Origin of the sequence: Bradyrhizobium sp. 138 (assembly GCF_023074075.1) — a bacterium.
In the GTDB taxonomy this organism is placed as follows: Bacteria; Pseudomonadota; Alphaproteobacteria; order Rhizobiales; family Xanthobacteraceae; genus Bradyrhizobium.
In genome coordinates, this window is the sequence record NZ_JADPKT010000055.1 from 62,641 (window position 1) to 75,369 (window position 12,729).

Annotated in this window: 9 protein-coding genes; 6 read left to right on the plus strand and 3 right to left on the minus strand. The window is 64.7% G+C overall.

Annotated elements, in window-relative coordinates; genetic code table 11:
• Nucleotides 1-143: 143 nt before the first annotated feature.
• A complete protein-coding gene (locus IVA79_RS19305) occupies nucleotides 144-809 on the minus strand; it encodes an STM3941 family protein (RefSeq protein WP_247555533.1) in 666 nt (221 codons plus the stop codon).
• 301 nt (nucleotides 810-1,110) lie between these two features.
• On the opposite strand from IVA79_RS19305, the gene IVA79_RS19310 reads away from it, so the two are divergent.
• From IVA79_RS19310 to IVA79_RS19335, 6 genes are read left to right on the plus strand one after another with little or no spacing between them, the layout of a single operon-like run.
• On the plus strand, nucleotides 1,111-3,960 hold the full coding sequence (locus IVA79_RS19310; protein WP_247555536.1) for a bifunctional transaldolase/phosoglucose isomerase: 2,850 nt from the start codon (nucleotides 1,111-1,113) through the stop codon (nucleotides 3,958-3,960).
• 12 nt (nucleotides 3,961-3,972) lie between these two features.
• Nucleotides 3,973-4,971 carry a phosphogluconate dehydrogenase (NAD(+)-dependent, decarboxylating) gene (gene gnd, locus IVA79_RS19315; protein WP_247555539.1) on the plus strand — a complete coding sequence of 333 codons (999 nt, stop codon included), beginning with the start codon at nucleotides 3,973-3,975 and terminating at the stop codon, nucleotides 4,969-4,971.
• Nucleotides 4,972-5,000: 29 nt separating this feature from the next.
• The gene (gene zwf, locus IVA79_RS19320; RefSeq protein ID WP_247555542.1) at nucleotides 5,001-6,512 is read left to right on the plus strand and encodes a glucose-6-phosphate dehydrogenase; all 1,512 of its coding nucleotides are present in this window, start codon (nucleotides 5,001-5,003) and stop codon (nucleotides 6,510-6,512) included.
• On the plus strand, nucleotides 6,509-7,258 hold the full coding sequence (gene pgl, locus IVA79_RS19325; RefSeq protein ID WP_247555545.1) for a 6-phosphogluconolactonase: 750 nt from the start codon (nucleotides 6,509-6,511) through the stop codon (nucleotides 7,256-7,258). The genes zwf and pgl overlap by 4 nt, the downstream gene beginning before the upstream one ends.
• A complete protein-coding gene (locus IVA79_RS19330) occupies nucleotides 7,245-7,775 on the plus strand; it encodes a gluconokinase (RefSeq protein ID WP_247555549.1) in 531 nt (176 codons plus the stop codon). The genes pgl and IVA79_RS19330 overlap by 14 nt, the downstream gene beginning before the upstream one ends.
• A 34-nt stretch (nucleotides 7,776-7,809) precedes the next feature.
• Nucleotides 7,810-8,622: an HAD family hydrolase gene (locus tag IVA79_RS19335; protein ID WP_247555552.1), complete on the plus strand. Its 813-nt coding sequence runs from the start codon at nucleotides 7,810-7,812 to the stop codon at nucleotides 8,620-8,622.
• A gap of 213 nt (nucleotides 8,623-8,835) precedes the next feature.
• On the opposite strand, the gene IVA79_RS19340 is transcribed toward IVA79_RS19335, so the two are convergent.
• Nucleotides 8,836-10,635, minus strand: coding sequence for a glycoside hydrolase family 15 protein (locus IVA79_RS19340; protein WP_247555555.1), 1,800 nt, complete (start codon nucleotides 10,633-10,635; stop codon nucleotides 8,836-8,838).
• Between the two features lie 30 nt (nucleotides 10,636-10,665).
• Entirely contained in the window at nucleotides 10,666-12,627 is a 1,962-nt protein-coding gene (gene malQ, locus IVA79_RS19345; protein ID WP_247555557.1) for a 4-alpha-glucanotransferase, read from the minus strand.
• Between the last annotated feature and the right edge of the window lie 102 nt (nucleotides 12,628-12,729).

A 12,729-nucleotide genomic window follows, 5' to 3' on the forward strand; every position in this document is an offset into this window, starting at 1 on the left:
GAACAGGCACCTGCCCGTAATTTGTGCGAATCCCTGTCTATATTGGCTCATTTCCAGAAATTGTCACTTGGTCGCAACATCCGGGCATTACCGGGGATGTGGTCCATCCGGCGCTGCAGCATAGCGATCGGCGAGCGGCGATCTTATGACGCTTGTACGGCGAAGCCTTGAACGCCACCTTGGGTGCCGCGTTCATCTTCCTGCTGCAATGCGGTGCGCGGACCGCCGACAGCATTGTGACAGTCGCGACAAGCGCGCAGCAATGTCTCAAAATCGGCCGCCAGGCCTTCCGACCGGATCACGATGCGATTGTTCTGCGTACGGCGGGCCAGATGGCGGATGCTGCAGAGCTGGCGCTGCAAGCCCGGCGTCGGCGTCAGCACGATCATCTTGTGGCCGCCGCGTTCTTCAGCCGAAATCTCCGCAATCGAATCCCACGGCAGAAATTCATTGCCGATGCGGAGATCGCGGATGCCGTAGGGCGTGACCACCACCACCGGTCCACGCTGGGTGGGGAGCATCCAGATCAGCCGGATCGTCATCACGGCGAACACCACGACGCCGGCAAATCCGACCATCGTGTCGTATTCGCCAAGCCCATCCCACCAGTCAAAGGCGAGGCTCGCGCTGAGCAGGGTCATGGCAAAGCCCGCCGCGACCAGCGGTCGCAGCGAGGTCCTACATGGACCGATTTCGAGATCGTGGGATGCGTCGACGCACCCGGCCGGCGCGACTGGCGGTGGACTATTGGCGACGGCGAAGGCGACACCGTCATTTTGAGCGTGCATGCTTTCCCCCAGCATGGCCATTTGCGGCCCAGCCACGTGTCAGACGGATCGGAATCCACCGATGACACTCAACGCAGCCACTGGTTGATAGCGAAGCGGCCAACGTTACGCAACTAGACTCGGCCGAACTTTCGGCCAACGACTTTTTACGCAACAACGGCTGCTGCCGCCCGGATCGCCATGATCGCGACGGAGTTACACTGGAGGGTACGACGCCTGTACCCTTGATTGGTTCCCTCCCGGGAGCATGTAAGTTAGAGGATAGCGCGTCAGGACCGGCGCGGAAACCCCTCGCCCGCAGGCTTGGAGATAAATAAGCATCATGAATCCCGTCAAAGAACTGGAAAAGCACGGACAGGCCGTCTGGCTGGACTTCCTCGCCCGCGGCTTCATCGCCAAGGGCGACCTGAAGCGGCTGATCGACACCGACGGCGTCAAGGGCGTCACCTCCAATCCCTCGATCTTCGAGAAGGCGATCGGCAGCTCGGACGAATACGACGCCCCGATCGGCAAGGCGCTGAAGCGCGGCGACCGGACCGTGGCCGACCTGTTCGAGGCCGTCGCGATCGAGGACATCCAGAACGCTGCCGACGTGCTGCGCCCGGTCTATGACCGCCTCAAGGGCGGCGACGGCTATGTCAGCCTGGAGGTCTCGCCCTATCTCGCCATGGACACCGCCGGTACCGTTGCGGAGGCGCGGCGGCTGTGGAAAGACGTCGGCCGCAAGAACCTGATGGTGAAGGTGCCGGCGACGCCAGAGGGCCTGCCGGCGATCGAGGCGCTCATCGGCGACGGCATCAGCATCAACATCACGCTGTTGTTCTCCAAGGCGGTCTACCTGGAGGTGGCCGAAGCCTACATCGCCGGTCTCGAAAAATACGTCGCCGGCGGCGGCGACCCCTCGCATGTCGCGAGCGTGGCGAGCTTTTTCGTCAGCCGCATCGATTCGGTGGTCGACAAGCAACTCGACGAGAAGATCGCCCGCGCCAACGACCCATCCGAGAAGGAGCGGCTCGCCGCGCTCAAGGGCAAGGTCGCGATCGCCAACGCCAAGGTTGCCTATCAGGACTACAAGCGCCTGTTCTCAGGTCCGCGCTGGGACAAGCTCGCCGCCAAAGGCGCCAAGCCGCAGCGCATGCTGTGGGCCTCGACCGGCACCAAGAACAAGGACTATAGCGACGTCCTCTATGTCGAGGAGCTGATCGGCCCCGACACCATCAACACCATGCCGCCGGCGACGCTGGATGCGTTCCGCGACCACGGCAAGCTGCGCGACAGCCTGGAAGAGAATGTCGACGACGCGAGGCGCGTGCTGGAGGAGCTGGAGCGCTCCGGCATCTCGCTCGACGCCATCACCGAGGAGCTGGTCAAGGACGGCGTCAAGCTGTTTGCGGACGCCGCCGACAAGCTCTATGGCGCGGTCGCCCACAAGCGCGCAACCGTGCTCGGGCCCGCGCTCGACCGCCAGTCTCTCTCGCTCGGCGACGGGCTCGGCAAGGCCGTGGCCGAGAGCACCGAGGAGTGGCGGGCGTCGGCAAAAATCCGCCGGCTCTGGCAGCGCGACAAGTCGGTTTGGACCGGCGCGGACGAGGACAAATGGCTGGGCTGGCTCGACAGCGCAGCCAAGGCCGACGTGGCCGATTACGAGGATTATGCCGGCCGCGTGAAGGGGCAAAAATTCTCCGACGCCGTCGTGCTCGGCATGGGCGGATCGAGCCTCGGCCCCGAGGTGCTGGCCGAGACTTTTGGCAAGAAGCCCGGCTTCCCGAAGCTGCACGTGCTGGATTCCACCGATCCCGCGCAGGTGCGGGCGATGGAGGCCAGGATCGACATCGCCAACACCGTGTTCATCGTGTCGAGTAAGTCCGGCGGCACCACCGAGCCGAACGCGATGAAGGACTATTTCCATGAGCAGGTTGCCAAGGCGGTGGGCGCGAAGGTGAAGACCGGCCATCGCTTCATCGCGGTGACCGATCCGGGCTCGTCGCTGGAGAAGGCGGCGAAGACGCTGAACTATGCCCGCATCTTCCATGGCGAGCCCTCGATCGGCGGGCGCTACTCGGTGCTCTCGCCGTTCGGCCTGGTGCCGGCGGCAACCGCCGGCATCGACGTCAAGACCTTCGTCAAGCATGCGCTCTCCATGGCTCGCTCCTGCGGACCGGACGTGCCGCCGAGTGAAAATCCGGGCGTGCAGCTCGGTCTTGCCATCGGCCACGCCGGCCTCGAAGGCCGCGACAAGGTGACGATCCTGGCATCGAAGAGGATCGCCGATTTCGGCACCTGGGCCGAGCAGCTCATCGCGGAATCGACCGGCAAGGAGGGCAAGGGCCTGATCCCGATCGAGGGCGAGCCGCTGGGCGACCCTTCCGTCTACGGCAACGACCGCTTCTTCATCGACATCCGCATCGAGGGCGAGGCGGACGCCGCCCATGACTCCAAGCTTGCCGCGATCGAATCGGCCGGTCACCCCGTCGTGCGCATCGTCATGAAGTCGATCGACCATCTCGGCCAGGAGTTCTTCCGCTTCGAGATGGCAACGGCGGTGGCAGGCTCGATCCTCGGTATCAACCCGTTCGACCAGCCGGACGTGGAAGCGGCCAAGATCAAGACCCGCGAGCTCACCGCGTCGTTCGAGAAGACCGGCGCGCTGCCGAAAGAGGAGCCGGTGGTCAGCACGGATGAAGCCGATCTCTATACCGACGAGGCCAATGCAACGGCGCTGCGCGCCGCCGGCGCCAATGGCGATCTGACCTCCTGGCTGAGGGCGCACCTCTCCCGCTCGGGCGACGGCGACTATGTCGCCCTGCTCGGCTACATCGCACGTGACAAGATCACGATCGACGCACTCCAGGCCATGCGGCTGGAAGTGCGCGAGAAACGCCAAGTCGCGACCTGCGCCGAGTTCGGACCACGCTTCCTGCACTCCACCGGGCAGGCCTACAAGGGCGGGCCCGACAGCGGCGTCTTCCTCCAGATCACGGCCGACGATGCCAAGGATACTCCCGTGCCGGGCCAGAAAGCGAGCTTCGGCGTGATCAAGGCGGCGCAGGCCCGCGGTGATTTCGACGTGCTCACCGAACGCGGCCGGCGTGCGCTGCGCGTCCACCTCAAGGGCGGGCTCAAGAAGGGTCTTGCGACACTCAATGCGGCGCTGAACGACGCGCTGAACTAAGGAATATTGCAAATGCAACTCGGCATGGTCGGCCTCGGCCGAATGGGCGGCAACATCGTTCGCCGCCTGATGCGCCACGGACATTCGACCGTGGTCTACGACAAGGACGCCAAGGCCGTAGCTAGCCTTGCCGCCGACGGCGCCGTGGGCTCGGCGACGCTCGAGGAATTCATCTCGAAACTCGAGCGTCCCCGCACGGCCTGGGTGATGCTGCCGGCCGGGCACATCACCGAGACCACGATCGACACGATCGCCGGCGTGATGCAGGACGGCGACGTCATCATCGACGGCGGCAACACCTTCTGGCAGGACGACGTCCGCCGCGGCAAGGCGCTGATGGCGCGCGGCATCCATTATGTCGACGTCGGCACGTCCGGCGGCGTCTGGGGTCTCGACCGCGGCTATTGCATGATGATCGGCGGCGAGAAGCAGGTGGTCGACCGGCTCGATCCGATTTTCGCGGCGCTCGCGCCCGGTGCCGGTGACATTCCGCGTACGGAGGGCCGCGAGGGCCGCGATTCCCGCATCGAGCAGGGCTATATCCATGCCGGCCCCGTGGGCGCCGGCCATTTCGTCAAGATGATCCACAACGGCATCGAATACGGCCTGATGCAGGCTTATGCCGAAGGTTTTGACATTCTCAAGAATGCCAACATCGAGGCTTTGCCAGCCGATCACCGCTACGATTTCGAGCTCGCCGACATCGCCGAGGTGTGGCGGCGCGGCTCGGTGATTCCGTCCTGGCTGCTCGACCTCACCTCGACCGCACTCGCCGACAGCCCGCAGCTGTCGGAATATTCCGGCTTCGTCGAGGATTCCGGCGAGGGACGCTGGACCGTGAATGCGGCGATCGACGAGGCCGTGCCGGCCGAGGTCCTCACCGCGGCACTCTACACACGTTTCCGTTCCCGCAAGGAACACACCTTCGCCGAAAAAATTCTCTCCGCGATGCGCGCAGGGTTCGGCGGTCACAAGGAACCGAAGCAGCCGGGCGCAGCGAAACCCAAGTAACGAGCAAACAAAGCGAAGGCCGACAATTCGTGACAAAAGACCCGCAAGCCAAGCCCAAGCCGGAAAATTGCGCCTTCGTCATCTTTGGTGTCACCGGTGACCTCACCCATCGCTTGGTGATGCCGTCGCTTTACAATCTGGCGGCGGAGCACTTGCTGCCGGAAAAGTTCTGCGTCGTCGGCGTGGCGCGCAAGGGTCAGTCGGATGATGAGCTGCGCAACAGCCTGTTGAAGGGACTGCACCAGTTCGCGACACGTCCCGTGGACGACGACATCGCCAAGAAGCTGCTGGAATGCGTGACCTTCGTCGAGGCCGATCCGAAGGATCCCCCATCCTTCGACCGCCTGCGCGAGCATCTGGATTCGCTGGAATGCGCGCAGGGCACCGGCGGCAACCGCCTGTTCTATCTGGCAACGCCGCCCGCCGCATTTGCGCCGACCGCGCGCGAGCTCGGCCGCACCGGCATGATGAAGGAGAACGGCGCCTGGCGGCGGCTCGTGATCGAAAAGCCGTTCGGCACCGATCTCGCCTCGGCCAAGGCGCTGAATGCCGAGCTGCTGAAGATCATGGACGAGCACCAGATCTACCGGATCGATCATTATCTCGGCAAGGAGACGGTGCAGAACATCCTGGTGCTGCGCTTTGCCAACGGCATGTTCGAGCCGATCTGGAATCGCAACCATATCGACCACATCCAGATCACCGTCGAGGAGAAGCTCGGCGTCGGCCATCGCGGCGGCTTCTACGATGCCACCGGCGCGCTCCGCGACATGGTGCCAAACCATCTGTTCCAGCTGATGTCGCTGGTCGCGATGGAGCCGCCTGCGCGATTTGATGCGCATTCCGTGCGCTCCGAGAAGGCGGAAGTGCTCACGTCTGTTCAGCAGCCGAGCCTGGAGGAAGCCCTGAGGAATTCGGTGCGCGCGCAATATCTCGCAGGGCGCATCGGCGACGAGGAGATTCCGGACTATCGCAAGACCGAGGACGTCAAGCCCGGCAGCACCACCGAGACCTTTGTCGCGCTCAAGCTGATGATCGACAATTGGCGCTGGGCCGGCGTGCCCTTTTACTTGCGCACCGGCAAGGCGCTCGGCCACAAGCGAACCGAAGTCGCCATCAAGTTCAAGCAGGCGCCGCTGTCGATGTTCTCCGGCACGACGGTCGACCGCCTGTCGCAGAACTTCCTGACCATCGGCATCGCGCCGAGCGAGACCATCGAGCTCCAGTTCAACGCCAAGATCCCGGGGCCGAGCGTCACCATCGACGGCGTCGAGATGAAATTCCGCTATGGCGACTATTTCCGCGCCGATCCCTCGACCGGCTACGAGACGCTGATCTACGACTGCATGATCGGCGACAACATCCTGTTCCAGCGCGCCGACGGCATCGAGGCCGGATGGCAGGCCGTGCAACCTTTCCTAGACGCCTGGAAAAGCGCGGGCACCAACGGCATCGAGACCTATGAGGCCGGCAGCGACGGCCCGGCCTGTGCTGACGAGCTGCTGCGGCGCGACGGGCGAAGCTGGCGGAAGTTTTCGTGATGGCAGCGGGCCAGCCGAAGCTGATCGTCGCGGCCGACGCCGAAGCGCTGGCGCGGGCTGCGGCCGAACGGGTGATGGCCCGGATCGCCGCCAATCCCGGCCGCATCGCCATCTGCCTGACCGGCGGCTCCAGCCCGAAGAAGCTGTATCAATTGCTCGGCAGCGATACCTGGCGCGGCAGCATCCCGTGGCAGCGGGTGCACTGGTTCATCGGTGACGAGCGATTCGTGCCGGAAAGCGATCCCCTCAACAACATGGCGGTCGCGCGCGCGACGTTCCTCGACGGCGATGCGCCTTTGGGCCACATCCACCCGATCCCGACCACGGCCGACAATCCTGATCGCAGCGCCGAGGCCTATGCGCGCGAGCTGCAAGCCTTTTACGGCGCCGAAAACCTCGATCCGGCGCGGCCGCTGTTCGACCTCGCCCTGATGGGCGCTGGGCCGGACGGCCACACCGCTTCGCTGTTTCCAGGCTTCCCCGAAATCGAGGAAACCGAACGCAGGGTCGTTGGCGTCCCCAAGGCCAATGTCGCGCCTTTCGTGCCGCGGGTTTCGCTCACCCTGCCCGCTTTGGCTTCCTGCCGTGAAATGCTGTTCGAGATGGCCGGGCACGACAAGCAGCCGATCTTGACGCGCCTCCTCAATGGCGAGACTCTGCCGGCTTCACGCGCGCGCTCGAATGGTGAGACCATCTGGCTGGTCGATAGGGCCGCGCTTCCGGAGGACATTCGTGGGCCACGTTGAAGCACCTTGTGCATTGATCGTGATGGGCGTGTCGGGCTCGGGCAAGAGCACGGTTGCGAAGGCGCTCGGCGAGCGGCTCGGCTGGCGCTTCGAGGACGGCGACAGGTTCCATCCCGCCAGCAATGTCGAGAAGATGCGAACCGGCCATCCGCTCACCGACGAGGACCGCTGGCCCTGGCTCAACGCCATTGCCGACGAGATCGGGCGGGTCTGCGGCCGCGGCGGGCATATCATCATCGCCTGCTCGGCGCTGAAGCACGCCTATCGTGACGTGCTGCTGCGCGGACGCGACGATGTCCGCTTCGTCTTCCTGAAGGGCACCAAAGAGCTGATCGCCGAGCGGCTCGCGCGGCGCAAAGGCCATTTCATGCCGCCCGGGCTGTTGAAAAGTCAGTTCGACACGCTGGAGCCGCCGGAAGCGGGCGAGCACGTCATCACCGTCTCGATCGACGAAACCGTGGAGGCGATCGTGGACGGCGTCGTGCGGCAATTGAAACTGGGCGGCGTGAAACGCTGAGGCCGGCAAACTTCAGGAAACCCAGGGTGCTGCCATGACGAAAATCTCACTAATCGTCTCCGACGTCGACGGCACGCTGCTGACCAAGGACAAGACGCTGACCGAGCGCGCGAAGAGCGCGGTGCAGCGGCTGCACCAGGCCGGCATCGGTTTCACCATCACCTCCAGCCGCCCCGCGATCGGCATGCGTTTTTTGATCGAGCCGCTGGCACTGTGGCTGCCGGTCGGTCCGTTCAACGGCTCCTCGATCGTCGACCCCGAGATGCGGCCGGTCGAGCAGCATCTCATCCCCGCCAGCGCAGCCGAGCGGTCCTTGCAGATCCTGCGCGAATTCGGCGCCGACATCTGGCTGTTCACCACCGACAAATGGCTGATCGATAACCCTGGCGGCAAATACGTCGCGCATGAGCGGCACACCATCCGGTCCGACCCGACCATCGTGACCGACTTCTCGCCTTACCTTGCCAGTGCCTGCAAGATCGTCGGCGCCAGCGCCGATGCAGCCGGCCTCGAGGCGTGCGAGAAGGCGATGCAGGAAGCGCTCGGCGTTGAGGCCACCGCCGTGCGCTCGCAGACCTATTATCTCGACATCACCCCGCCCGGATTCAACAAGGGCACGTTCGTCGAGGCGATGGCCAAGCACCTCGGGATTGCCACCGACGCCGTCGCCACCATCGGCGACATGCAGAACGACCTCGCGATGTTCGCCGTCAGCGGCGTCTCGATCGCCATGGGCAACGCCGCCGACAACGTCAAGGACCAAGCCACCCACGTCACCGCGACCAACGAGCAAGACGGTTTTGCGGAAGCAATGGAGATGATCTTGAAGCGGAATGGGGTTGGCTGAACGGCCCGCGGCTTGTTTGATCCTTCCGCTTCCAGCGCACGCCTCGTCCTTCGAGACAACCGCTTCGCGGTCCCTCAGGTTGAGGCTAAGCAGCACTGGCGTTCGTTGAAACTGGTGCCGCGCACTCGGTCCTGATCCTGAGGGCCCGCCAGCGGCGGGCGTCTCGAAGGATGGCCGCAGCACCTTCGCTCGTCGATGCAATGAAGACGGTCACTACTTCGACCGCTGCATCGCCGGCTTCTCGCTCTTTTGCCTTGCCGCCGACAGATTGTGCGCGGTGTTGATCAGCGCGATGTGGGTCAGCGCCTGCGGAAAATTTCCGGTCTGGCGCCGGGCGACTGAATCATATTCCTCGGCCAGCAGACCGACGTCGTTCGCGATGCCGGCCACGCGGTCGAGCAAGCCTTGCGCCTTGTCGAGATCGCCCGACAGCACGTGGGCATCGGCCAGCCACAACGTGCAGGCCAGGAACGCGCCCTCGAGCGGTGGCTGCCCCGCAGACATTTCGCGCGGATCGTGCCTCAGCACGAAGCCGTCGCGCATCAGGCATGTCTCGACCGCCGCGATGGTGCCGCGGATGCGTGGATCGTCCGCCGGCAGAAAGCCGACAGAAGGCAGCAGCAGCACGCTGGCATCGAGCAGTTTCGAGCCGTAGGATTCGACGAAGGTGTTTTCCTCCGTGTCAAATCCCCTGTTGCAGACGTCGCGATGAATCGCCTCACGCAAGGTATGCCAGTGCAGCAGCGGCGCCTTGAAGCCAAAGGTCTCCGCGCTCTTGATGCCGCGGTCGAAGGCAACCCAGGTCATCACCTTGGAGAAGACATAGTGCTTCGGCTGTCCGCGCCGCTCCCAGATGCCGTGATCGGGCCGGTCCCACACTTCGGCGAGATGGTTGAGCACGGCGCATTCCAGCGCCCAGGTCTCCTCGTCGAGCTTGAGCTTGGCCATGCGCGACTGATGGAAGGCGTCGATCAGCTCGCCGTAGACGTCGAGCTGGAGCTGCGCATGCGCGGCATTGCCGACGCGCACCGGCCGCGCGCCCTCATAGCCGTCGAGCCAGCCCGCCTCCCATTCCAACAGCCGCCGCTGGCCCCAGATGCCGTACATGATCTGCATGTTCGCCGGCGCGCCGGCGGCGGCGCGCAACAGCCAATTATGCCAGGCCGACGCTTCCTCGGTGTAGCCCGAGTTCATCAGCGCCAGCAGCGTGAAGGTGGCATCGCGCAACCAGCAGAAGCGATAATCCCAATTCCGGCTGCCGCCGAGCTTCTCCGGCAATGAGGTGGTGGGCGCTGCGACGATGCCGCCGGTCGGGGCGAAGGTCAGCGCTTTCAGCGTGATCAGCGAGCGCAGGATCAGGTCGCGATAGTCGCCGTCGCGGGTGCAATGGGTGCACCAGTCCTTCCAGAATTCCTCGGTGTCCCGGAGCGCGATCTCCGGATCGATCGGCCCGGGTGGGTCGAGATGCGAGGGGCCGTAGGTCAGCACGAACGGCACGGTCTCGCCGGCCTTGACCTCGAAGTCGGAGACCGTGGTCAGATTTTCCCCGCGGGTCTTCACCGGCGTGCGCAGCACCGTCATGTCCTGGCCGGCGATCGCCATCAGCGAATGATCGATCCGCCGCACCCAGGGAATATCAGCGCCGAAGCCGAAGCGGATGACGAGCTCCATCCGCATCTTCACCGTGCCCTCGAGGCCGCGCACCAGCCGGACGATGTCGGATGCCTTGCCGCGTGGCGGCATGAAGTCGATCAGCGCAATGGCGCCGCTCTTCGTCTCAAAGCGCGTTTCGAGGACGAGAGTATCGCCGAGATAGCGGCGCGAAATCTTCGTGACGTCCTCGCTGGGTGCGATCAGCCAGCGGCCGTTCTTGTGGTTGCCGAGGATCGCGGCGAAGCAGGCTTCGGAATCGAAGGCCGGCCAGCACAGCCAGTCGATCGAGCCGTTGCGCCCGACCAGCGCCGCGGTCTCGCAATCACCGATCAGCGCATAGTCCTCGATCCTCTGAGACAATGTCGTGCGAGCCTAGGAATCCCCGGCCGTTCAACTCCCGCCGGGCAATGAACGTTCCCGCGTCGCAGCCTTCAAAGCTGCGAGATCGATCTTGGCGGCGATCTTGTCGAGCGCGACGGGCAGGCGTTGGCGCCAGTTCGGATGTTCGTCGATCGTGCCCGGAATGTTGGGCTGGTCGATCACGCCCAGCAGATCCTCCATCGATACCGCGAGCAGCCGGGACGGCGTGCGCGACAGAAAGGCCAGCACTGAATAGAGGTCGTTGGCCTTGATGCCGTTTTGGCGCAGGATCTCGTCGAGCCCGCCGAGCGCGTCCCAGCGCGCCTGGTCGTTCTCGCCGGGATCGAGCCCGAGCGATCGCTTCATCTTGAGGTCGCTGAAGGAGCGCCAGCCGGCATAGGTCGACAGGTCATGCGTGTTCAGCGTGACGAGCGCATTGGGCCGGTAATGGTCGACGTTGCGGAAATGGCCGGCATCGTCGCGCTCGAACATCATGACGAGATAGGACCAGATGCCGAAATCCTGCATCGTCTCGCGAAAACCCTCCGGCACGGTGCCGAGGTCCTCGCCGATCACGATGCATTTGTGGGCCGCGCTCTCGCGCGCCACAGCGCCGAGTAGTGCCTCGAACGGCATCTGCACATAGGCACCATTGTCCGGCTTGAAGCCGCGCGGCACCAGATAGAGCCGCTTCAGGCCGAGCACGTGGTCGAGCCTGATCGCGCCGGCATGGCGCATCGAAGCCGCGAGCATGTCGGCGAACGGCACGAAGGATTGCGCTTCCAGACCGCCGGCGTTGAAGCCGGCAAGACCCCAGTCCTGGCCGATGGTGTTGAGCACGTCGGGCGGCGCGCCGACGGCGAGATGACGGGAGATCGCCATCTGCTCGTTCCAGGCATCGAAGCCGTTGGACTGCACGCCGACGGCGACATCGAGATAGAGCCCGACGCGCATGCCGAGCTGGCTGGCGAGCGCCTTGGCGGCATGCAGCTGGCTGTCCGCCGTCCATTGCACGAACTCGACGAATTCGACCTCGCGCTTGTCGGGGCCATTGCGCAGCCCGGCGCATTTGGCCTCATCCGGCTGCTGCCATTCCACCGGCCATTCCCACCACGGTGCGGTGAAGCGATGGCGCAGCACCTCGAAGCAGGCAAAGCGCGACAACAGTGGCGCGCGGGCGGCCCGGAAGGCGTCGAATGCCTTGCGGCGCGCTTCGCTCGCGCTCGTCACGAAGCTGTTGAAGGCGGCCCGCAAGGCCAGCCATTTCAGCGCCGCCATGTCGGCATAGGGCACGCGGTCGCCTTCACGCAGACGGGCAGCGGTCGCGGCCGCGTCGGGCACGAGGTCCGCCGCGAATTCGGGAATGGCCTCGACGTCGATATAGAGCGGATTGAGGAACAGGCGGCTGTTCGGCGAATAGGGGCTGCAATCGGCCGGGTGGTCGTCGAACAGGACGTGCAGCGGATTGAGCCCGACGCCGTCGGCCCCCAGCTGCTTGGCGAGCCGCACGAGATCGGCAAGGTCGGTGAAATCGCCGATGCCCCAATTGCGGCCCGAACGGACGCTGTAGAGCTGCACGGCGAGCAGCCAGCCGCGGTCGAAATCGCCGCCGAAAGCGCGCTCGGGCGCCACGATCATCGGCACCTCTTCCGTCACACCTTCGGCATCGGTCAGTGTCAATCGGTGATAGCCGAGCGGCAGGCCGGCGGGCCAGGCGATCACGGGCTCGCGCGTCTCGCCTTTGGCGATCGATTTGCCGTTGGCGGTCAATGTCCATTGCAGCGGCGGCGCGCCGATCGCCGCCAATTCCGTGCGCGGATGTCCGAGCGCGCGAACCACGACGGGCCCGCTGACGAAGCGGTAGACCCGCTTCTCCGGCAGGGCGTCGAGGATGGACTTCAGGGCCACGGGATCGGTGACCCGCAGCTTTCCGAGGGCGTCAACGAATTCGGATTGAACGCCCTTGATCCGGGCTTGAGCTAAAAGATCCATTCGGCACGCAGCTTGCAGGCCACCCTTTGCCGGGGGCATCGATTTTAACGAGGCAGCGGAAGACGTTAGTCGGCCTTAACGCACAAACGGCGGTTGCCGTTC